The 21,058-nt window shown below is 50.1% G+C and carries 20 protein-coding genes; 14 read left to right on the forward strand and 6 right to left on the reverse strand.

Going from position 1 to position 21,058, the window contains the following annotated elements:
- Positions 1-3: 3 nt before the first annotated feature.
- Genes MNO13_RS08585 through MNO13_RS08625 form a run of 9 tightly spaced genes read left to right on the forward strand, consistent with a single transcriptional unit; the run spans position 4 to position 11,898 of the window.
- Positions 4-513 (forward strand): DUF6931 family protein, encoded by a 510-nt coding sequence (locus MNO13_RS08585; protein ID WP_241939794.1) that lies wholly within the window; start codon positions 4-6, stop codon positions 511-513.
- Entirely contained in the window at positions 513-812 is a 300-nt protein-coding gene (locus MNO13_RS08590) for a PAAR domain-containing protein (protein WP_064545467.1), read from the forward strand. The genes MNO13_RS08585 and MNO13_RS08590 overlap by 1 nt, the downstream gene beginning before the upstream one ends.
- Positions 813-823: 11 nt before the next feature.
- On the forward strand, positions 824-1,879 hold the full coding sequence (tssA, locus tag MNO13_RS08595) for a type VI secretion system protein TssA (RefSeq protein ID WP_241939795.1): 1,056 nt from the start codon (positions 824-826) through the stop codon (positions 1,877-1,879).
- Complete coding sequence (locus tag MNO13_RS08600) at positions 1,876-2,490, forward strand: type VI secretion lipoprotein TssJ (protein ID WP_241939796.1); 615 nt, start codon at positions 1,876-1,878, stop codon at positions 2,488-2,490. The genes tssA and MNO13_RS08600 overlap by 4 nt, the downstream gene beginning before the upstream one ends.
- The gene (tssK, locus tag MNO13_RS08605) at positions 2,490-3,884 is read left to right on the forward strand and encodes a type VI secretion system baseplate subunit TssK (RefSeq protein ID WP_241939797.1); all 1,395 of its coding nucleotides are present in this window, start codon (positions 2,490-2,492) and stop codon (positions 3,882-3,884) included. Before MNO13_RS08600 ends, tssK begins: the two co-directional genes overlap by 1 nt.
- Positions 3,881-4,507 carry a DotU family type IV/VI secretion system protein gene (locus MNO13_RS08610; protein WP_121813834.1) on the forward strand — a complete coding sequence of 209 codons (627 nt, stop codon included), beginning with the start codon at positions 3,881-3,883 and terminating at the stop codon, positions 4,505-4,507. The genes tssK and MNO13_RS08610 overlap by 4 nt, the downstream gene beginning before the upstream one ends.
- 4 nt (positions 4,508-4,511) lie before the next feature.
- A complete protein-coding gene (locus tag MNO13_RS08615) occupies positions 4,512-7,946 on the forward strand; it encodes a type VI secretion system protein (protein ID WP_241939798.1) in 3,435 nt (1,144 codons plus the stop codon).
- Positions 7,947-7,988: 42 nt separating this feature from the next.
- Complete coding sequence (gene tssH / locus MNO13_RS08620) at positions 7,989-10,556, forward strand: type VI secretion system ATPase TssH (RefSeq protein ID WP_241939799.1); 2,568 nt, start codon at positions 7,989-7,991, stop codon at positions 10,554-10,556.
- A 16-nt stretch (positions 10,557-10,572) separates the two neighbouring features.
- Positions 10,573-11,898 (forward strand): VasL domain-containing protein, encoded by a 1,326-nt coding sequence (locus MNO13_RS08625; RefSeq protein WP_241939800.1) that lies wholly within the window; start codon positions 10,573-10,575, stop codon positions 11,896-11,898.
- Positions 11,899-11,979: 81 nt separating this feature from the next.
- Here MNO13_RS08625 and MNO13_RS08630 read toward each other — a convergent pair whose 3' ends face one another.
- Complete coding sequence (locus tag MNO13_RS08630) at positions 11,980-12,627, reverse strand: hypothetical protein (RefSeq protein ID WP_241939801.1); 648 nt, start codon at positions 12,625-12,627, stop codon at positions 11,980-11,982.
- Between the two features lie 326 nt (positions 12,628-12,953).
- Positions 12,954-13,451, reverse strand: a complete 498-nt coding sequence (locus tag MNO13_RS08635) for a hypothetical protein (RefSeq protein WP_241939802.1) — start codon at positions 13,449-13,451, stop codon at positions 12,954-12,956.
- A 314-nt stretch (positions 13,452-13,765) separates the two neighbouring features.
- Here MNO13_RS08635 and MNO13_RS08640 point away from each other — a divergent pair, with 314 nt between their 5' ends.
- Positions 13,766-14,266 carry a very short patch repair endonuclease gene (locus tag MNO13_RS08640; RefSeq protein ID WP_121813828.1) on the forward strand — a complete coding sequence of 167 codons (501 nt, stop codon included), beginning with the start codon at positions 13,766-13,768 and terminating at the stop codon, positions 14,264-14,266.
- Here MNO13_RS08640 and yedA read toward each other — a convergent pair whose 3' ends face one another.
- Positions 14,267-15,184 carry a drug/metabolite exporter YedA gene (gene yedA / locus MNO13_RS08645; RefSeq protein ID WP_064545487.1) on the reverse strand — a complete coding sequence of 306 codons (918 nt, stop codon included), beginning with the start codon at positions 15,182-15,184 and terminating at the stop codon, positions 14,267-14,269.
- A gap of 177 nt (positions 15,185-15,361) precedes the next feature.
- Between yedA and MNO13_RS08650 the strand changes: the two genes are divergently transcribed.
- The 3 genes from MNO13_RS08650 to dgcQ all read left to right on the forward strand — a co-directional run bounded on the left by MNO13_RS08650 (position 15,362) and on the right by dgcQ (position 18,438).
- Positions 15,362-16,276: a DUF808 domain-containing protein gene (locus tag MNO13_RS08650; protein WP_064545490.1), complete on the forward strand. Its 915-nt coding sequence runs from the start codon at positions 15,362-15,364 to the stop codon at positions 16,274-16,276.
- A 92-nt stretch (positions 16,277-16,368) separates the two neighbouring features.
- Positions 16,369-16,548 carry a YodC family protein gene (locus MNO13_RS08655; RefSeq protein ID WP_064545493.1) on the forward strand — a complete coding sequence of 60 codons (180 nt, stop codon included), beginning with the start codon at positions 16,369-16,371 and terminating at the stop codon, positions 16,546-16,548.
- Between the two features lie 213 nt (positions 16,549-16,761).
- Complete coding sequence (gene dgcQ, locus MNO13_RS08660; protein WP_241939803.1) at positions 16,762-18,438, forward strand: cellulose biosynthesis regulator diguanylate cyclase DgcQ; 1,677 nt, start codon at positions 16,762-16,764, stop codon at positions 18,436-18,438.
- A 1-nt stretch (position 18,439) separates the two neighbouring features.
- On the opposite strand, the gene MNO13_RS08665 is transcribed toward dgcQ, so the two are convergent.
- A complete protein-coding gene (locus MNO13_RS08665) occupies positions 18,440-19,261 on the reverse strand; it encodes a mannosyl-3-phosphoglycerate phosphatase-related protein (RefSeq protein ID WP_064545497.1) in 822 nt (273 codons plus the stop codon).
- Between the two features lie 426 nt (positions 19,262-19,687).
- A complete protein-coding gene (gene yodD, locus MNO13_RS08670) occupies positions 19,688-19,909 on the reverse strand; it encodes a YodD family peroxide/acid resistance protein (protein WP_064545499.1) in 222 nt (73 codons plus the stop codon).
- A gap of 101 nt (positions 19,910-20,010) precedes the next feature.
- Between yodD and dsrB the strand changes: the two genes are divergently transcribed.
- Positions 20,011-20,199, forward strand: coding sequence for a protein DsrB (dsrB, locus tag MNO13_RS08675; RefSeq protein ID WP_064545501.1), 189 nt, complete (start codon positions 20,011-20,013; stop codon positions 20,197-20,199).
- Between the two features lie 110 nt (positions 20,200-20,309).
- On the opposite strand, the gene rcsA is transcribed toward dsrB, so the two are convergent.
- Positions 20,310-20,933, reverse strand: a complete 624-nt coding sequence (gene rcsA, locus MNO13_RS08680) for a transcriptional regulator RcsA (RefSeq protein ID WP_064545503.1) — start codon at positions 20,931-20,933, stop codon at positions 20,310-20,312.
- Between the last annotated feature and the right edge of the window lie 125 nt (positions 20,934-21,058).

Here is a 21,058-nt window from a genome sequence, read left to right on the forward strand (position 1 = left end):
ATGATGAAAGAAAAATTAATGACTCCAGAAGCTTTTGCCGGTTATCGCAGTGCTGACAGTGGCTATGAAAATGCACTCAATCTGATGGTTTCCGGCCAATGGGAAGATGCGCTTGCCAGCCTGGTACTTGATAAAACGCCAGAAAAAGTGCTCGGCTGGGTGGTGCAACAAGTCACACAGTTGCCATTAAATCCACCGGCTCTCCAGTGTGTGGCCGACATCAATCAGTGGCTGAAAACCCACGATGAAGGGCTGCGTCGGGATATTTTCCTGCAGGCGGAAACCCTCGGTTTTGATACCCCAGTCGGTGCGGCAGGGCTGGCGCTGTTCTGGATGCAGGGCAGCATGACACCCGACGAATTTGAGGCTGTTTATCCCGAAGCACATTTAGCCCCGTTGATGCTGCACTGCGCGCTGAAACAGTTGAGTGTCCTGCTGGCGGCAGATAACGCCCCGTTTATCGGTGCACAAAACCTGCTTGCCCAATGGCACACCGTGCAAGGGGGTCATTAATGGGCCAGCCCGCTGCACGAGTCGGTGACATGCACGTTTGCCCGATGGTCACCCCCGGTTTGCCGCCCATCCCCCACGTCGGTGGGCCAATCACCACGCCGGGCTCTCCGACGGTGCTGATTGGCGGGGTTCCTGCCGCAACAGTCGGTTCAATGGCGGTGTGCGTCGGGCCTCCTGATTCAGTGGTTAAAGGCAGCACCAAAGTGCTGATTGGTGGCAAGCCAGCCGCACGGATGGGAGACAGCACGGCTCACGGCGGCACTATCGTTGTTGGCTGCCCAACAGTTTTGATTTCTTAGAGTGTGATGCAATGAAAACAAATTTTGATGAACTGTTGGTGCCGATCGGTGAAGAGCAACCCGCTGGTCGCAACGTTGAATATCAACAAATTTATGACGATATTCGCCAGGCGCGCGAAAGCGATCCTGATTATTTGCCGCAGGGTGAATGGGCAACCGAATTACGCAAGGCCGACTGGCTCAAAGTCATCCGTCTGAGCCGTGAAGTCTTGAAAAAGGAGAGTAAAGATCTCCAGGTCGCCTGCTGGTTTGTTGAGGGTTTAACTCAGCAAAACGGCCTGGCGGGTTTACTGGAGGGAACGCAGTTTCTGGCAGCGTTTCTCGAACGCTATTGGCAAACCGCCTGGCCTGAGCTGGATGAAGACGGTGCGGTTATTCGCCACAGCATTCTGAATCGTCTGGATCGCCAACTGGCGCTGATGTTGAACAGTTATCCGTTACTCGGGCAGCCAGAAAGCTCGCTGGACCACTGGCAAAAAGTGCTCCTTCAGGAACATCAATCCACCATGGCCCGCAGCCGTACTGATTCAGACAGTGACTTCTCTATGGAGACATTTAATCGTTGGGCACTCTCGCTTGTACCACAAAAAATTGTAACGCAGAGCGAAACACTTGAGCAGCTCATCGAAATGCTCAATCACCTGGAAGCGACCTACGACGAGGTCAACCCGCAGGCAGATTCATCTGCGCTGGGGCAAACGCGTAGCGTGATTGCCGAGATGCAGGACTTTATCAAACGGCTGTTTGACCGTGCGGCACCCGCTTATGACGACATCATGTCGCTCAATGTATTAGCGCCACAAGAAGCCGATTTATCTGCTGAGTCCGCCATGTTTGCTGGCAGGACGCAAAAGCAGGAGATGTCGCGAGATTTAGCCATCAGCCAAATGCTGACAATTGCGCATTTTTTCCGTCAGACAGAACCCTCCAGCCCGGTCCCTTTTTTGATGGAGCGTGCGGCGCGTTGGGCGGGAATGACACTGACCGAATGGCTTGATGAAATGCTGGAAGACAAGAGCTGTATGCGCGACATCAACAAAGTACTAAAAGGGCAAGAAACAGAATGAAAGGTCAAATCAGCTTCGTGGGTCTGTTACTCAGCATGCTTATGCTTGCGGGGTGTAGCACGGGCGACCAGGAAGCGCGTCAGCAGTCTATTGACAAGGTATCCGCTCCGTTTGCCAGCGGTGCCATTACCCTGAACCTGCGTGCAGAGCCGGGGCTAAACAGCGTCAATGAGCTGCCGAACAGTTGTACGGTTTTGCTGTTACAGACCAAAGATAAACCGGCGCTGGATAAGCTATTGAATAATCCGACGTTGCTTAAAAGCCTGTTTGCCGGAGCGGGCAACGAAGGGGATGTATTACAGCTTGATCGCTATGTCGTGATGCCTGGACAAAGCAATATTCTGCATATTGATCGTGCACAGAATACGCGCAACCTGGCGCTGATTGCCGGGTATTACCCGTTCCCGACTAAACAACACATGTTTACGGCAGAAATCCCGGTCAGCACGCACAGCACCGGCTGGTGGTCGCCCGTGTGGCAATCGGCACTTTCACCCGTCACATTTTCCGTCACGCTGGGCAGTGAAAGTATTGTCAGTGCCGGCGAACCCAATGCGACGGAAAACATCGCCCAGAACACCGCGCCCGTTGCCGTCGAGGAAAAAGGGTAATGTACAGCGAACAACAACAAATTTACTGGCACTCCGGGTTATATCTTCAACCGCAGCATTTTCAATCGCTTGATTTGCACCATGAGTGGCAACTTGCCCAGCGCATACAGCTCGCGCAACCTTATAACCATGGGTTGATTGAAGTCGAAATCAATAAAGCGGCGCTGGACGATTATGTGGTCAGTGTCGATCACATCCGCTTTATCATGCCTGGCGGGACATTCTTATCGATGCCAGGAAACTGCCAAATTGAAAAACGAAACTTCCGCGATATCTGGAAGCAACGCGACCAGACGCTGCCCATATGGCTGGCATTGCGTCGTTTTGATCCGCAGCACAGCAACGTCACGACGCTGGGAAAAGAGCACGATCGTGCGGTCACCCGTTGGGTGAATACCGGGGAAGATCGGGTGATGAAAGATGTCTATGATCATGCGCCAGACGCTACAGTCGCGCGCTTGTGTTACAACGTGCGCCTGCTTTCAGATGCTGAAAAAGCCGATGCCGTAGATTGCGAATGCATTCCATTAACTCGCTTACGTTATCTCAATGACCGGGTCACGTTAGATGAGGCGTTTTCCCCACCATCGGTGACGCTCTTTGGCTCCCAAAGTCTCGAGAAACTTATCGAAGCCATCTATTTTGAGCTGAGCGCCAGAGCCAGAAAACTGGAGGAATATAAACGTTCCGAACGTCTGGTGAACGATGCTGAACGTGGCGACCAGGTGACGCAGCTGCTGGCGATGCGCTCTCTTAATCGTGTCTTGCCGATGCTGAAAAACTATTGCCAGGCACGGCAGGTTCACCCCTGGACGGTTTACAACCTGCTCTGCCTGCTGATTGGCGAGCTTTCGTCCTTTAGCGACAGTTGTTCTTTTGACGGGCAGTGGCGAGACAGCGAAAGCAAGCTGCTGGATTATAACCATAATAGGTTGCTGGATTGCTTTGAAAGCGCACGCAGGACATTGATTTCCCTGCTGAACAGCCTGATTCTTGAGGACAACACGTATGTCACGCTTGAGAAAGATTCTCAGGGCGTTTTCAGCGGTGAGTTCAAAAGCCTCGAGTTTAAACAAAGCGAAACGGCGCTGTTATTGCTGCGTTCTGCCAGCATCCCGATGGAAAACCGCCAGATAAAAAACCAGGGCGGTATCAAGCTGGCACCGCCGCAAATGATCGAAATGTTAATCCAGCATGCTTTGCCGGGGATTCCGGTGAGTGCCTGCCGCCAACCTCCGCGAGGCGTGCCGAACCGTAGTGACTCTCACTATTTTGTTATCGAACAGGATAGCGACCTGTGGAGCAAGGTTATCAAAGGAAAAGGTATTTCCTGTTACTGGCCTGATATGCCGGACGATTTGCAGGTTCAAATTATTTTTGTGGTGCCATCATGATGAGTTTATTGAATTGTTATTTACCTTTATTCCGTCTGGTGACCACGTTATTGACTCAACCTCAATTACATGAGGATTACGCGGTTTTTCGCAGTCAGTGCATAGAGTTATTAGAGCAAGCATTATGTGAATCTGAATTGCACCATGAACAACAAGAATGTGAAGATGCTTATTTTGCGGTGGTGCTTTATTTAGATGAACGGGTGTTATGTTCGACCATTCCCTGGGTTAAGGAGTGGCGCGCAGCATTACTGCAAAAGCACTACTTCAATATTTCTGTTGGTGGCGAAGAGTTTTTCACCCGCCTTGATACCCTCGATAAAACCAATACGCCATTAAGAATGGTGTATCTGTTTTGTTTATTGATGGGCTTTCACGGGAAATATACCCAACAAGATGCCCAGTTATTACAACAACGTATTGATAGTGAAAGAGAGTGCTTACCCGAAGCCTGGCGACAGTGGCCAAACGAGGCAAACCTGGTTGAACCTGGCTCAGGAACCCTTAGCGGAAACCAACAAACGCGTAAAAAATTGCGGCAACGTAAAGGGTTGCTGTTGTCATTACCGTTATTTATCTATGCCCTTATGTTAGCTATTGGTTCAGGTTTTTTTACCGGGTAATAAAATGTTTAAAAAACTGATTGAATTTTTTGCATGGGCAATATTGCTGTGCTTGCTATTTGTTTTTTGTTTGTGCATTGCGGTGATTAGTGAACGCTCTTTTACCGCTGCGGTTATTCTGTGGTTTGCATTAATTATTGCTGTTTTAGTGGTTCGTTTAATCTGGTTTTCGCTGCGCGGGATCTCTCAGAGCAAATATGTTCTTTATTTGAAACAGCGCTTAACGCTGACCCGAATGGAACATGTTCTGTTTGAACACTGGAAAGCGGGTGAGTCGGTGATTAAACGCATCAAAAGGCGTAAACAGCACCTACCCTGGTTTATCTTAACGGGTAAACGCAGCGGTAAAACCACGCTGATGGCGAGTGCTGGTCTGCCCCTTTTTTCAAACGAGCCTGAAAGTGCACTGGTGGTGCCGACGCGCACCCTGCGCTGGTGGTTTTTCCACTCCTCCGGTTTCCTTGACCTTTCGAGCCATTTCCTCAGTAAAACGCCTGCTTTTGAACGCGGCTGGCTCAATCTGGTTAACTGGTGCCAACGCGTACCTTCTCCGGCGGGCATTGTGGTGTGCGTTTCCATCGCGGATTTACGGGGAAAAGAGGCGGCAGATTTACATCTCAATGCCCGTCTTGTTCGAACGCAAATCGAGCCATTGATTAAAAAACTCAAGCGCCGTTTGCCGGTCTACCTTTTTGTCACCTGTTGCGATCAAATCGCTGGTTTTAGCCAGTGGGCAAGCAAACTTTCACCTGCTCAGCGTCAGCAGGCGTTGGGCTATTACTGGCTGACTTCGCCGGTTGTTGATGGTAAAGACCCCGCTTTGCTTGACCCGCTCTTTACCTGCGTGAAAGACGGGCTGGATAAAGTCCGGGTCAGCATGTTGTCTGGCGGTGATCCCGATAATGACACTCTCTCATTGCTGGATTTCCCGGAACAACTGATGCAGTTGCAGCCTGCTTTGCAGCGTTATCTGGCGGCATTATGTGAACCCGACGCTTACTTCGAACCTGCACAATTAGGTGGGATTTGGTTCAGCGCCACCGAACAGGTAAGTAAAAATAGCGCCGCACGCAAAGCGCTATTTACCCATAATCTGATCAGCCACTTGCTGCCAACGCTTAGCCGCCAGCGGGAAATCGCGCCGATCGGGTTTAGCCGCCGTTATTTTCAACGCTGGGGAGTCATGACCTTTAGTGTGCTGGCGTCGCTCTACCTGGCCTGGAGTGGGGCGAGCAGCTACGGCCTGGGGGCCGGGAACCTTCAGGATATGACGCCTGAGCAGCAGGTTCAGCAACTTAAAGGTATTGAGAGCTGGAACGAATCACCGTTGCAGCATCTGCTATTCGTGCCGTTGCTTAATCAGCGGCACCACCAGCTGGAAGAAACGATTCTGGCGGCCACTCCGCGCAGCACGGTCAACATGCAGGCGGCTGAACAACGCTATCAGCAATTGTTTGCTGAAGCTCTGCCGCAGGGGAAACGCGAGTTAGTCCTGAACCTGGCCAGCGCCATTATGACCAAACAGGCAATGCTCGATGGGCAGTCACTTGCCGAACTGGAAAAACACCCTCCCGTGTCTCCTTTGTTGAGCCTGACCGGTGCGGACTCTTCGTTACCTCTGGCCTATGACATCGCGCTACAGCGTGAGTTATTACAGCAACCCGGCGGCGTGGAACAACTGAATTCATTACGCAAACTGTTGGGGCAACTGGTCAACAGTGATACTTCCTGGACATGGCTGATAGCCCCTTCCCAGGCACTGACGCCGGTTAACCTGGTAGATTTCCTGCCCTGGGCACAAAACAATGTGCAGCTCGATGGCCTGTGGACGGTACAAGGATCGGTGCAACTCCAGCACTGGCTGGATACAGTCCGGCAAGCGGCGGGTAAAAATGTCAACATGCCGGTACTGGCAGCCTTTGAACAAAACTGGAACACACTGCGCCAGAACCAATGGATGACCCTGATACTGGCGATGAGCAACCAGCCCGCACCGGTGCTAAATGGGGCTCAGTGGCAATCTACCCTGGTGTCAATCGACCAGGGCAATAGCCCGTCAATGGCATTTGCCCACTATGCCACGGAACAACTTGCCGATATTCCCGGCCAGCATGCCAGCCGCTGGCTGCGGGAACTGCGTCAGCTAGAAAAACTGCAACAGACTCCGCTAAACGGCTCAGTGATGAACAGCGCCGGCCGCCTGGAAAAAGCGTTCTTACAGAAAGTGGCGAGTGTTATCAAGCTGGACAACAAAACGCTAAATAGCGCGGTGAGCGACCTCAATATTAAAAATTGGCTGGCCTGGAAAGGGAGCCTGCGCGCTGCCGTTTCTGATGCGTTTGTCACGCCAGTAAAAAGTGAGCGACTCACCCGTGGTTTATTTCTGAGTGGGGAAGATGCTGCGGCTAATCCTTTGCAGCAACTGGACACCCGCTTTGCCACGCTGCGCAAAAGTGTTTCCGCAGAACAAGATGACTTCGCGCTCAATGCCGTCTGGGCTTTATATAAAACCGATGCTCACTGGCTGGTGGCGCATGCCATGCAGCGATCGGGCTGTTGGCTTCAGGATCAATGGCAAAGCCGGGTGCTGTGGCCGATGGAAAAAAATGCCGCACGTCTGGATTACAAAGAACAGCAAGAATTGAGCGGGCAATACCTCGCTGATTTTATTCGCGGGCCAGCAAAAAGTGTTCTTGTAGTGGGGGACAACGGGCCAGCGGCGGGGCAGTTTGATGGCCTGACAACCGGCCTGACGCCAGAGTTTTTGCGGATGGTTAACCACGTTCTGCGCCCGGATGATGTGCTGGCCATGCCAGAACGTGACAGCACGCGCAATGATGATGTGCTGGCATCCCTGAAAGAACAGCAGAGCAAACTTGAAACTCAGATAACGGCGCTGGAAGCAAAATCCATCGAGATCACGCTAAAAAGCCAGCCTGCGACCATTCCTGGTGGTGCACGTCTGATGCCAACCGGCACGCGTGTGACGTTGTTTTGTGATGAACAACGCTGGACTCTCAGCAGCATGAACTTCAGCGAACAGGCACCTTTCCGCTGGCGTCCTGGCCACTGTAGCCGCATCACGCTGGTGGTGAACTTCCCTGGTTTTGACCTGACGTACGAGTACTTTGGCGATTCGGCCTGGACTGACTTCCTTGAAGACATGTCCGACGGACAGCATCGCTATCTTGCCAGCGACTTCCCTGAAGATGCGGCGCAACTCGACGCCATGGGCATCAAAGAAGTTCTGGTGCGCTACCAGACGGGGCCGCAAGACAAGGTTCGGGAAACCTGGCAGCAATGGCAGGCGCTCAACCAGTCACTAAACGACAATGCCGATGCACAACTTGCGTTGCAGGACAAAAAAGCGCAGCAGCGCTCAGCGGTGCCAAATAATCATTTCTCTCAATTGCCCGCCCGCATTGCTCAATGCCAGTGAGCGCCTGGGGTCATTTTAAAAAATAATGAATGGAATCAGACAATGGGTAGCTACCTGAAAAAAGTTGTTGAAAGACTGAGTACTGAAGCGCGCGGTTGCCTCGATGCCGCGATAAGCCTGGCGGTGAGCCGTACCCATCATGAAGTTGAGGTTGAGCATTTACTGCTGGTGTTGATAACCCGTAAGCCCGCCATGATTGAGCAGTTATGCCTGATTGCTGGCCTGCAAGGGGATGTGTTACTTGAGGCGCTACAAGTTAGCCTGAGCCAACAACGCAGTGGCAATACGCGTAGCCCGGTGTTGGCTGAATCGCTGGTTGAGCATCTGGAAATGTCCTGGCTGCATGCCAGTGTCTGCTGGCAACAAACACAACTGTCGGTGCAGGCGCTGATGGGATGCTTGTTCGTGGATGCCAAACGCAGCCAGGCGCACTTTGCGCCAGTGCTACAGCAAGCGCTGTTATGCAATAGCGAAAAGGCAGAACAATTTCTGCACGAAGCTTGTGCTTCGTCTCGTACTGCGGCGGCAGCCCATGCCGACCACAATATAGATTCCGCGCTGAAAAAATTTACGCGCAACCTGACTGAACAGGCGCGAAACAGCACGCTGGATCCGGCTTTGGGCCGTGAGTCGGAAATTCGCCAGATTATTGATGTGCTCCTGCGTCGTCGCCAGAACAACCCTGTTTTGACCGGTGAACCAGGTGTAGGCAAAACGGCTTTAGTGGAAGGGCTGGCGCAACGCATCATCGAAGGCACCGTGCCTGATGCGCTAAAAAATATGGAAATCCTCTCGCTGGATATGGGGTTACTCCAGGCCGGTGCCAGCGTAAAAGGGGAATTTGAGCAACGTCTGCAAACCCTGTTACGCGAGGTGAAAGAGTACCCATCTCCGGTGATTTTATTTATCGATGAAGCGCATACCCTGATTGGTGCAGGCGGCCAGGCGGGGCAAAATGATGCAGCTAACTTGCTCAAACCGGCACTGGCGCGTGGCGAAATGCGCGTGGTTGCGGCAACAACCTGGGCGGAATATAAAAAATACTTCGAGAAAGATGCCGCCCTGGCTCGCCGTTTTCAGGTGGTCAAAGTTGCCGAGCCGGATGAAGAAACCGCCATCGCGATGCTGCGTTCACTTAAACCTGCGCTCGGTAAACACCATAACGTGCAAATTCTGGAAAGCGCGCTGGTTGCGGCTGTGCGGCTTTCCAGCCGTTATATCTCAGGCCGCCAGTTGCCGGATAAATCAATCAGCCTGCTGGACACCGCCTGCGCCCGCGTCGCGGTTTCTCAATGCCATGCCCCTAAAGAGATTGAAGATCTTAATGCCTTACTGAACAACCTGATTGCCGAGCGCGAAAGCCTGCAAAAAGAGGGGGGCAAATCCCCACGCCTGGAATGGCTGGATAAGCGCGAGAAAGAGATAAGCCTGAGCCTGAGCCAGTTGCAGCCGGTATGGCAACAGCAACAGGAGCTGGTGGCGCAAATCAATGGCACCGAAGACAGTGCGCAAATCGCCGTATTACGCGGGCAATTAGCCGAGCTTCATAAAGATCAGGCGCTGGTCTATGACTGCGTGGATGCCACCTGTGTGGCAGACGTCATTGCCGGGTGGACGGGTATTCCGCTGGGCAGAATGATGGAAAAGGAGCAACAACAGCTTGGTGATTTGGTGGCGCGCCTCGAAGCGCGGGTTATCGGCCAGCCACATGCGCTGGCAGAAATCGCCCAACAGATCCGTATCGGGCGCGCCAACCTGAGTGACCCGGCCAAACCGACCGGTGTTTTCATGCTGGCGGGTCCATCGGGGGTCGGTAAAACGGAAACGGCGCTCGCGCTCGCGGAACTACTCTATGGCGGTGAGCAGAGCCTGATTACCATCAATATGTCGGAATACCAGGAAGCCCATTCGGTTTCCGGCCTGAAAGGTTCGCCTCCGGGCTATGTCGGCTACGGTCAGGGCGGGGTGTTGACTGAGGCGGTGCGCCGTCGTCCGTACAGTGTGGTGTTACTGGATGAAGTTGAAAAAGCGCATCCGGACGTCATGGAAATCTTCTATCAGGTGTTCGATAAAGGGTTCATGGACGATGCCGAAGGCCAGCAGATTAACTTTCGCAACACGCTGATTATTCTGACCAGCAACCTGGCAAGCGATTTGGTGATGGAGGCCTGCCTGGCCGGTGATGCGGATAACAAAAACCTGACCAGGCTGATCCGCCCTGAATTTGACCGTTTCTTCCGCCCGGCGCTAATGGGCCGCTTGCGTTTGATCCCGTATCTGCCTGTTGTGGGTGAAACGCTGGCGAAAATCATCCGTCTGAAGATTAACAAAGTGTGTGAACGCTTTGCTCATGCCGGGGAAGAGGATTGTGCACTGACTTACAACGAGAAAGTGGTGGAGTTTGTCGCCAGCCGTTGTCAGGTAGCACAAAGCGGAGCGCGGGAAATCGACGCCGTACTTAATAGCGAGCTGCTGCCATTGTTGACTGACCGACTGCTGGCAAGCGAAGAAAAAGCCGACGTTCGTTTACAGCTTAGCGTTGCCAGAGGGCAACTCACGTTAGCAAAACAGCCTCTGTCAAAACGCGCGGCGGCCAAAGCTCAGTCGTAATCCGCTAAGGAACAGTATGAAATCGATGGTAAATCTCAGGGCATTAAAAATTAATAGCCATGACCCACGGCTCAGCAAAGCATTTTTGTTACTCAGCAGTGAACTGAGCCACCTCAATGGTGCGCTTTCTGGCGCCACAGACTGGAAAATGCTGGAGGATAAGTGCTTCCAGCTCTTTCGGGATTACGGCTACGACTTGCAAAACGGCGTGTGGTTTTGCCTCATCAATATGCAGCTGAAAAGCTGGGCAGGATTAGCCGAGGGGCTGGATCTTCTCACCACAGCTTTTACCCATAACAATGTGCGCTGCTGGCCACCGGTGGCTGCTGTGCAGGCGCGGCAATCTTTGATTGACTGGTTTTGTGCCAATGTCGCGACGCACATTTACACCCTGAAGTATGGCCCGGAAAACAACGGTGAAATGCGCTCGGTGGAAAGAAGCATTGGTGTGCTGTACGAATACTCGAAAAATCTGCAATCACGCAGCCATGATTCGCTAAAAAATCTGCACTATTTTTTACAGGTTCGTTGCCGCTCTGTCCCTTATCCGGTGCAGAAAGTGGTGGCGAAAACGCCCTCTACGGTGAGTGCAGTAAAACCGCCGATAGTAAAACCGCCGATAGAAAAACCGGAACCGTTGCCAGAACCAATACTGATGCCGGAAATGGCGCTGGCGGTACCGGCTCAACGCCCGTTACTGTGGGCGCTGGGAGGAATGGCGGCGGGTCTGGGATTGAGTCTGGCGGTTGCGGCAGGTTGGTACACTCTTCAAACCCCGAGTTTAAGTGAAAAGCTCGTCGCATCGGTGGCGCAATTAGAGCAAGGCGGCATTCAGGCTGCGTCTGTATGGCATGACGTGCCGCCGGAGAAAATTCAGCAACAAAAGCAGGCTATTTTGCAGCAGGCAGGTGCAACGCTTAACTGGCTCAGCACCCAACCCGCAGATGCATTAGTGGGGCGGGGTGAACGTTTATCCGACTTATTACAGCAGCATTTCCCGAATAATGAGGTGAGTGCGCAATGGCTAACAGCGTTGAAAGAGAAAGCAGGCAGTATTCCAGCTCTGGATGGCTATATTAAAGCGAACAAACATCTGGATGAACTGGATGCCCGCTTATTAAATGCCGAGAAGACTCAGAGCAAATATATGACGGTGTCGGAGTTAAAAACGGCGGTTTATCAAATCAGGCAGGATTTACAAAGTAATGGCGCTGCGGCGGAAACATTGTTGTGGGAAGTACAGCAAACGGGTCCCGAGAAACGTGACCCGGCGGTGATGAAGAAAATAGAGCAACGGATCGAGGCATTAAATAGTCGCTATCTTCTCCTGAAAGAGAAATGATTCTATCTTTTAATTTTACTGTTTGTAGATTATTGAAAACACTGGCAACTTCTTTATACGTATGTCGGAAGTTGCTTTTTATTATCTTAACCGGATGAGCGTCTTTACAAAGGAATGATCACTATTCCGGCCTGGTATATTAATTTTTAATGCATGATTTTTATCACGTAACGTATTGCACGCCACAGCGATCCTTTTGGGTGTCCAGATATACTGTTCGCCACCAAATAACCCAAATGCCTTATGGTATAAAGGTGACCCTTTTAACCCAGCCTTGAGAACACGACTGACAACAGTGGCGCAGTTTTTTGACAGCGGAGAAAAAGACGGAATGGCACTGCTCTTTATTTTATGCCATTCTTTCAGCATGTTATAAGTATTTAAATCTCTCAACCCATAGATAACATGCGGGCAATCAGCTTCATCATGAACATCACTCTTATAATCACTGGTGAAAAATTCAAACTTATGCGTTGAGTTATTGAAAGAACTTTCCCTATAGGCTGGTGTTTTTTTTACGTAGGAGGAAAGTTTGGATTTGGTTTTCCCTGGCCACCAACTGATATAAGGGCTGTTGTCGTCTAAGTCGCCAATCAGCATGGCTGCATGCCCCAGATGATGATCCTCAGGATACCAGATGAAAACCCAGGCATTTATTTCACCGGTAAAGGTACAGTTTTTGGCTTTTAGAAGAGCAACATCACAAAGTTTCTTTAAATTTTCAAACATAAAGACTCTAAATATAAAAGAAGAAGTATTGGAGAATTTTGAGTGGACGTTTTAGTTTCATTGTTACGTGAAAACAGATTCAATTTATTATAATAAATTGAGTGCTTTTCACAACTTATTATGTTGTTAAGATATTTGTAATACAGTAAAAGGAAATAATGATTTCATAGAGTTAGCTGAGAAATGTTGTTTTTCGCTTAGGTGTATTTTTTCAACAAGTGTTTTATCAGGGTAATGTATGGCATTAACATCATTCATTCTCTCAATAAATTATTGTCGAGTGGATTAGTCTCAGCAACATCCACCCATTTTAAATGATTAAAAATTCATGTACCGCCATGTGTTCTTTTTTTCTCAATACTGGCTCCGTATCTGGCGGTCATAATACCCGTCTGGAATTCCATGGTTTTGATTTGTTCAAAAGCATCATTGCCGTCTTTAGCATCTAAAACCCGCAACTGAGCATTCAGTGATTTGATTAAAAGATCGCCATTTCCTTGATGCTGATAATCAGCACCTTCAAGGCAGGAAAGGGTTGCCAGACGGTCAAATAGCTGCAGGTCCTCAGACAGGAAAGCGTTCTGCGTCATATGAGTGCCGGTCTTTTGTTCCCACTGGTGAATAATCTCGCGCCGAAATTGTTCAGGTGCTGCCGTTTTACACAGGTTGATTATATCTGTGCCGAGCGTGAAGGTCGGCGCAATTTGCCCCTCGGTGACGGCATTCCAGTCAGTGACATAATCATCGGTGATATTATTTTCAGCGTCGCTGGCACAGGCATTGAATACGGCACAGAGCAGTAATGCCGGGATGATATATTTCATGGTATTTTATTTAAAACCCGTTATAGATGTTAATAATATTAACAATTGAAGCGTTAATTTATAATAAATAAAGATATGATGAATCTATGCTGCCACTTTAATTTGCCGGGTTAAAGCTGAAAATATTTCACTTGTTGGTTATAAATTAACCCGCCAGTGGTTAATTTATATTTGATACATGATGTTACGGGAAAACGTGTTTTGGCTTAATAGCCAAAAATGCACACAATCAGATCGCCAGTTATTATTTTTCAGCGTTCTGCTAATCTGGTAGCTAATCAGGTGATTCCCGTCAGCCCATAAAAGGAACCGTGATGGTGGATGTCCACAGCAAGACTATTCGCAGTAAGAATATGCGGGCTATCGCAACGCGTGATACTGCGATCGAAAAGCGGTTGGCGGGTTTATTAAGCGAGTGCGGTTTTTCCTTCCGCACGCAGGACGCCACCCTTGCTGGCAGGCCAGATTTTGTTATCGATGAACACCGCTGCGTTATCTTCACCCACGGTTGTTTCTGGCATCACCACCACTGCTATTTATTTAAAGTTCCGGCAACGCGCACTGAATTCTGGCTGGAGAAAATAGGCAAAAATGTGGCGAGAGATAGTCGCGATACAACGCGTTTATTAAGCGAAGGCTGGCGAGTACTTTTGGTTTGGGAATGTGCGCTGCGGGGCCGCGAAAAACTCAGTGACATCGCACTTTGTGAACGTCTGGAGGAGTGGATTTGCAGTGGCGGGCATCACGCACAAATTGACACCCTTGGCATACACGAGCTTAAAGACGACGGGTGGCAAGCGCCACCCGCAGGCTAATTACTTCTCTACCTCACAGACTGTCACTACCGGCTTTGGGGGCAGCAGATATTTCCCTAAAGTCACCAACACCACGGCGAAAATAATCACGCCAAGCGCCAGCCATTCAATGGGCGATAAACTTTCCCCGGCAAAACCCGTTCCCAATAACACCGCAACCACAGGGTTGACGTAGGCGTAGCTGGTGGCAACTGCAGGCGCGACGTTACGAATCAGGTACATGTAAGCGCTGATGGCAATAATGGAACCAAATATAGAGAGGTAAGCCACCGCCGCAAAACCTGCGGGGGTTGGTAAAGACGCGAGATGCTCACCGGTTAACGCCGAAGCGGCCAGCAACACAATCCCGGCCGCCAGCATTTCTACCGCTCCCGCCATTAAGCCCGTGGGGAGTTCGATGCGCGAACCGTAGACTGAACCGAAAGCCCAGCTAATCGAGCCAATCAGAATTAACATTGCGCCCCACGGATTACCGCTCAGGTTGCCGCCGCTATTGAGCAACACGATACCACCCAGACCAATCGCGATACCGAGCCATTCCAGCTTGCGAGTTTGAATACCGAACAAGCGGCTAAAGCACAGCGTAAATAGTGGAACGGTTGCCACCATCACCGCGGCAATACCTGAAGGAACATGTTGATGCTCAGCGACCGTAACAAAACCGTTGCCCACTGCCAGCAATAAGACGCCAACCAGTGCGGCGTTAAGCATCGGGCGCAAGGCGGGTAATTTATGGCCTCGCAGCAATAAAACCGCCATCAGCAATATGCCAGCGGCCATGAATCGCACCCCGGCCATCATAAACGGCGGCCAGCTTTTCACGCCAACGGCGATGGCAAAATACGTTGATCCCCAGATGATATATAACGCAAATAGAGCTGCAACCAAAGGCAACAACTGACCAGAACGAACGCGCATGTGTCTTCACATCCTTTAGCAAGAGAGCTAATAGTTAACGTCAAAACTATCTGACTGGCGAGCATTTTACTTGTTGTGATTATGTTAATTTTTATTGACAGCCTGCTTTGATTTTCGTTAATGCACTTTTCTTCCATATACTGTTAGGCAGACAAACTAAAAAAGGACGTTCATTTAATGGCTGGAAGTAGCTTATTAACCTTGCTGGATGATATCGCCACGCTGCTGGACGATATTTCGATGATGGGAAAAATGGCGGCGAAGAAGACGGCTGGGGTGCTGGGCGATGATTTGTCGCTCAACGCGCAACAGGTTTCTGGTGTAAGAGCTAACCGCGAAATACCTGTGGTCTGGCAGGTGGCGAAGGGTTCTGCCATCAACAAAGTGATCCTCGTTCCGCTGGCGCTGATCATCAGTGCATTTGCGCCGTGGGCTATCACGCCTTTATTGATGATTGGTGGCGCATTCCTTTGTTACGAAGGTGTTGAGAAAGTGGTGCACAACATTCATGCCCGCAAACACAAGGAAACGCCCGAAGCCCGCCAACAACGGCTTGATGAAATCGCCGCGCAGGACCCGCTGGTGTACGAAAAGGATAAAGTTAAAGGTGCCATTCGCACCGACTTTATTCTGTCTGCCGAAATTGTCGCGATTACCTTAGGGATTGTGGCAACGGCCCCTTTGCTTAACCAGGTGCTGGTGCTGTCCGGTATTGCCATTGTCGTGACCGTCGGGGTTTATGGCCTGGTGGGCATTATCGTTAAACTGGATGACCTCGGTTTTTGGCTGGTAGAAAAAAGCTCGGTGGTGGCTCGTGGCATCGGGAAAGGGCTATTAATTCTTGCCCCGTGGCTGATGAAATTCTTATCAGTAGTCGGCACATTGGCGATGTTCCTGGTCGGCGGCGGTATTTTGGTGCACGGCGTGCCAGTGTTGCATCACGCCATTGAAGACTGGGCGCAGAAGTTGGGCGGCATTGCTCATTTGCTGGGGCCAACAGTGGCGAATCTGGTGATCGGATTTATCATCGGGGCCATTGTGCTGGCAGTCGTAAATGGCATAAGTCGCTTGCGTAACAACACAGTTCACTAATTTTTTGCAGTTATTTACGCTTATCACCAGGCAAAACAGCAGGTCATTGTCTATAACTGTAGAAGTTTTCACCCCTGATACAGGAGGCAGTTATGGTCTTTGTGGTCAGCGATGAAGTCCAACCTAAGAATGGTGGCCCAAGGATGATTGTTACCGGGTTTTCCAGCGGTATGGTGGAGTGTCGTTGGTATGATGGTTATGGTGTAAAGCGTGAGGCCTTCCGCGAGGATGATTTAGCCCCACTGGCAACAAGGAGCGCCTCACAAGGATAAACCTGAAACGCCCGGTCAATGATCGGGCGTTTTTATTTCTTGAATACCGTCAGTTGCGGGAATGATATACTTTTCATGAATATGTTTATGATTAGTAATCACTGCGAGTGATAATATGCAGCACTATTAATCAGAACCGTCCCAGCTTTGCGAGAAAAAATTACGGCAGTTGTGACAGGCTTTTAGATGATTGCGGTATCCGGGAGAGTGTGAGTGTTTGGCGATGCAATTCAGCGCGAGATAAGCCGTTTCAAAAGTCCAGGGAAGGTGGTTAACCTTTGTTTTATCGTGGTATTTATCTTTTCCACTGTGCTGACATGGCGTGAAGCTGTGGTGCTAGAAGGTGCCTACGTTGCCAACCAGCGCAATAGCCTCGACAGCGTTGCGACCCTGCTCGACAGGCAACTTCAGCACAACATTGATAGCCTGCTGTTTTATCGCAATACCATGCACTATGCGCTGCAATCTCCCATCTCAACGGACCGAACTCGTAAATCCCTGGCTGAGTTTGACCTTTTCCGCACCCAACCTTTTTGGCAATTACGGCTGGATTTACATCGCAGCTTGCCGATGAATGGCGTGTCGGACGAATTTGTTAACAGTAGCCCGTTGCTTGAACGCGATGACGAGACTCTCCACACGGAGCTTAGCGCAGCCCTTGAATTGAGCTATATCATGCGCTTATCAGACCGCTCGCGAACGTTACCACAACGGATATTTTATGCATCGCGCAGTGGTTTTTTTCTCTCCAGCAGCGCTCCTGTTAATGACCCGAAGATAGTCTCGCTGTATTACCGTTTGATCGCGCAACCCTATTTTTCTTCTCAGTCGCCGCAAAATAACCCCTCGCGGGTTTTGCGATGGACGCACACCTTTAACCCGAACAGCACTTCCGGGCAGATAATCACGGCGGCGATTCCACTGGATTTCAACGGGCGTTGGTACGGCGTGCTGGCGCTAGATTACCCGATTGACTCGTTGCATAGCTTCTTACAACAAGCCAAATATGACGATCACGAGGGTACGGTGCTGCTCTATGACAACGAACTCAATCCAATCGCGACTTCGGCTAAACGGATGCCGAAACATGCGTTATTTACCGCTCCTCAACTGGCTCAAATTGCCAATGCCGTGACGGCAGCGAAGCCCGGAGAGCAGGGTGAATTACGTTTGGATACTCGTTTTATTACCTGGGCGAAACTCAACAACTTCGACGGCTTGCTGATAAAAGTTCATACCCTGGAAGAGGGGGTGCGTGGTGAATTTGGGCGTATTAGTATCGTGCTCAGCGTGTTGTGGTTGTTATCCACCCTAATGCTGTTTGTGTCGTGGATGGTGATCCGCCGCCTGGTGAGTAATATGTTCAGCCTGCAACAAACGCTGAGCTGGCGCGCGAATTACGACACATTAACCCGTTTATACAATCGCGGCGCTTTCTTCGAGATTGCGAACAAAATCGCCCAGGAATGTAAGCAGCAAGCGCAACCGTTCTCTGTCATTCAGATGGACCTTGATCTCTTCAAAAGTATTAACGACAGGTTTGGTCACAGCAGTGGCGATAAAGTCCTGACACATGCCGCCGCGATGCTTAGTGACGCGTTTCGCCAGGGCGATGTCGCCGGGCGAGTGGGCGGAGAAGAGTTCTGTATCGTTTTGCCTGACACGACACTGGAAGAAGCGGTAAAAGTGGCGGAGCGCATCAGAGTGCGTATCAACAGCAAAGAGTTGCTGTTAAAGCAGGGGAACACCACCAGAATCAGTGCGTCGTTCGGCGTTAGTAGCGCGCTGGAATTTAACGATTACGACTTCGAACGGCTGCAATCTTACGCCGATCATCGCTTGTACAAAGCGAAGCAGGGCGGACGTAATCAGGTCTGTAGTCACGACTAAATCAGCGAGACGGGGTGGTGATGAAGTGGTCAAGACCCTCTTTCCATCCTTCAGGGCCGTAGTTCTGGCTGCGATACACGCGCTGTGGGGTGTCGTTTTGCAGCGTGATGGGTTGCCTGCTGTAACCTTTGACGACAACCGCGTAGTCGACGCTATCGAGCAGTAAAGCGTCACTTGGGCTGTCACCAAGCCCAATGGTGATGTAAGTTTTCCCTTCGCGTTGCTGAAATTGCTGTTGCAGCCAGTGAATGGCTTTGTCTTTGCCCGCCTGCATATCGAGAACATGCCAGAATCGCCCGCCTTGCAACATCATCAAACCCAGCGAGGCAAGCTGTTCGCTAAACGCGGTCATCATCTCCTCGCTATCGCGCCAGATTAATGTCTCCGAGGCTTCATTAAGTTTCGCAAGGCTTGCCTGTGTGCGTGTCAGTCCCGTCAGTTCGCAAAGGATGTGCTCGTCGACATCGGCAAAACAGGTGAATTTGAAGCCAAATTTCTGGCGCAGTTTATCGAGCACAGCAAACAGTTCTTGATGGTGAATTCCGGTCAACAGGCGAGGGTAGGCATCACTGTCACTCCATCGGGCGTCAAGCTGAATCACCGCGCCGTTTTCAGCAATAAATGGCAGGCCCGTTAACGAAAGTTCGTGTTGCCAGTCCAGGATTTCAGCGGCGCTTTTCGCACTACATAAAATTAGCGGGATGCCGTGTTGACGGAGCACACTGATCCACGGACTGGCGGCTTCCCAGCGATAGGAATGATGCTCCAGCAGCGTGCCATCAAGATCTGAAATGATTAATAACGGATCGTGCAAAAGTGGCATGGCGCTTCTCCTAAAATTCAAATAGTGAGATCCCGGTGCTTAAGAATCTTCTCAATCAAACTAACCACTTAATCCTTTATGGGTAGGCAAACAACGACCGGAAAGCCGCGGCTGATAAGGAGTTCAGGGCCCGTTTCACCCCGTCATATTCAAAATATAAATATGCATATGGTGAATATTTCATTGTGTTGAAATAAATCTGAGGTAATGTGAACGCACATCAGATTTCCTGATGTAACGAATTTTTCAAGTGCTTCTTGCTTACGCAAGTTTAATCCCGGCGACTCTGCCGGGATTTTTTTACCCTTCATACTTCAAGCTGCAGGTGCGTTGACTGCATTCCCTCACCCGAATCACTTACTTAAGTAAGCTCATCGGGATTCACTCATTTGCCGCCTTCCTGCAACTCAATTATTTTGGGTATATCTAGCGGTTCACTTCATTGACACTAAAATCGTGTATATCCAACTCGAAGGCTTCCGCCAGTTCGGTGTAGGTATGCCAGGTGCGTCCATCGATACTGACCCGATGGGGATCGTCGCTATCGCTCGCACGCGTAACTTCACTTTCGCTGATCTCATTGATGGCCGCCAGTAACGCATCAACATCGATACGCGCGCTATCATTGAGTTCTTTCGTGCTCTTCATGCCGTAGTCCTCCAGGGGTACCCGAGATTAAGTATAGACACCCGATGCGAATGAGTCGTTTTTGATCTAAACTGGCACAAAGAAACCGGAGGGATTTTGTTATGAATATCAACGATCGCGTCACCGTGAAAACCGATGGCGGCCCGCGTCGGCCAGGCGTGGTATTAGCTGTTGAGCAATTTAGCGAAGGGACGATGTATCTGGTGTCGCTTGAAGAGTATCCGTTGGGCATCTGGTTTTTTAACGAGTCAGGCCACCCGGATGGTATTTTTGTAGAACGCTCGGAGTAGTCTGTTGCTGGGTGGTTCTGGTGGAGTCGCTTGCGCTAATCCACCCCACACCTGCCGTTCCCTGGTCGGATTAGCGTAGCGACATCCGACATTCACTTGCGGTTTAATCTCTAACGCAAATTAACAAAAATACCATTCGTCACATTATCCGTCAGGCGCACCACATGATAAATCACCTGCTTATTATGGGTTTTTATCTTGCGTTTTATATTTCCTTTATGCGATGACACCGTTTTTGCTTTGATATTCATCTGATCTGATATTTGAATGGTGCCTTGCCCGGACATCCACATTTTAAGCATGCTCGACTCAGTGCGGCTTAATGATAACGTGGGTAAATTAATATGGCCGATGCAATGCGCATTTTTTGCTAAATATTCCGAAAGAATTTCATCTAGTGATTCGGGTTTTATTGATTTGGAGCTAATTAACAGATTACTGCGAACCAAAAGATATTCATCAAAATGAATATTAGCAATTGCCATAAAGACTAAAAATAATGTATTGGGATGCTGATTAATGATCTGCTTAATTTTCTCGCTGCTCTGAGCATCATGGATGAAACAGTCTTCATTAATAAACACCACATTAGGCGACTGCGACTCACAGGCGTGAGCCAGCTCCTCGGTAGTCTCCACGTTGGTCATCTGCCGTTTTCGGATGCCACGGCTGGTCAAATATCCTGTTAATCCTAGCCGGGTATAACTGCATAAATCCATAATGATCGTTGACATAACATTCCCCCCCTTTTACCCGCGAAGTATTTTTAGGCATAACAACTATCCAGTAAAGTTATGTATAATTTGCTAAGAAATTTCTCAAAGTAAAGTGAATGTTAGATTCTGTGAGATAAGTAAAA

Origin of the sequence: Buttiauxella ferragutiae (assembly GCF_022637515.1) — a bacterium.
Taxonomy (GTDB): Bacteria; Pseudomonadota; Gammaproteobacteria; order Enterobacterales; family Enterobacteriaceae; genus Buttiauxella; species Buttiauxella ferragutiae.

Coding starts and splice junctions, on each gene's coding strand:
- MNO13_RS08585 (WP_241939794.1), top strand. CDS start 4: ATGAAAGAAAAATTAATGACTCCAGAAGCTTTTGCCGGTTATCGCAGT.
- MNO13_RS08590 (WP_064545467.1), top strand. CDS start 513: ATGGGCCAGCCCGCTGCACGAGTCGGTGACATGCACGTTTGCCCGATG.
- tssA (WP_241939795.1), top strand. CDS start 824: ATGAAAACAAATTTTGATGAACTGTTGGTGCCGATCGGTGAAGAGCAA.
- MNO13_RS08600 (WP_241939796.1), top strand. CDS start 1,876: ATGAAAGGTCAAATCAGCTTCGTGGGTCTGTTACTCAGCATGCTTATG.
- tssK (WP_241939797.1), top strand. CDS start 2,490: ATGTACAGCGAACAACAACAAATTTACTGGCACTCCGGGTTATATCTT.
- MNO13_RS08610 (WP_121813834.1), top strand. CDS start 3,881: ATGATGAGTTTATTGAATTGTTATTTACCTTTATTCCGTCTGGTGACC.
- MNO13_RS08615 (WP_241939798.1), top strand. CDS start 4,512: ATGTTTAAAAAACTGATTGAATTTTTTGCATGGGCAATATTGCTGTGC.
- tssH (WP_241939799.1), top strand. CDS start 7,989: ATGGGTAGCTACCTGAAAAAAGTTGTTGAAAGACTGAGTACTGAAGCG.
- MNO13_RS08625 (WP_241939800.1), top strand. CDS start 10,573: ATGAAATCGATGGTAAATCTCAGGGCATTAAAAATTAATAGCCATGAC.
- MNO13_RS08630 (WP_241939801.1), bottom strand. CDS start 12,627: ATGTTTGAAAATTTAAAGAAACTTTGTGATGTTGCTCTTCTAAAAGCC.
- MNO13_RS08635 (WP_241939802.1), bottom strand. CDS start 13,451: ATGAAATATATCATCCCGGCATTACTGCTCTGTGCCGTATTCAATGCC.
- MNO13_RS08640 (WP_121813828.1), top strand. CDS start 13,766: ATGGTGGATGTCCACAGCAAGACTATTCGCAGTAAGAATATGCGGGCT.
- yedA (WP_064545487.1), bottom strand. CDS start 15,184: ATGCGCGTTCGTTCTGGTCAGTTGTTGCCTTTGGTTGCAGCTCTATTT.
- MNO13_RS08650 (WP_064545490.1), top strand. CDS start 15,362: ATGGCTGGAAGTAGCTTATTAACCTTGCTGGATGATATCGCCACGCTG.
- MNO13_RS08655 (WP_064545493.1), top strand. CDS start 16,369: ATGGTCTTTGTGGTCAGCGATGAAGTCCAACCTAAGAATGGTGGCCCA.
- MNO13_RS08665 (WP_064545497.1), bottom strand. CDS start 19,261: ATGCCACTTTTGCACGATCCGTTATTAATCATTTCAGATCTTGATGGC.
- yodD (WP_064545499.1), bottom strand. CDS start 19,909: ATGAAGAGCACGAAAGAACTCAATGATAGCGCGCGTATCGATGTTGAT.
- dsrB (WP_064545501.1), top strand. CDS start 20,011: ATGAATATCAACGATCGCGTCACCGTGAAAACCGATGGCGGCCCGCGT.
- rcsA (WP_064545503.1), bottom strand. CDS start 20,933: ATGTCAACGATCATTATGGATTTATGCAGTTATACCCGGCTAGGATTA.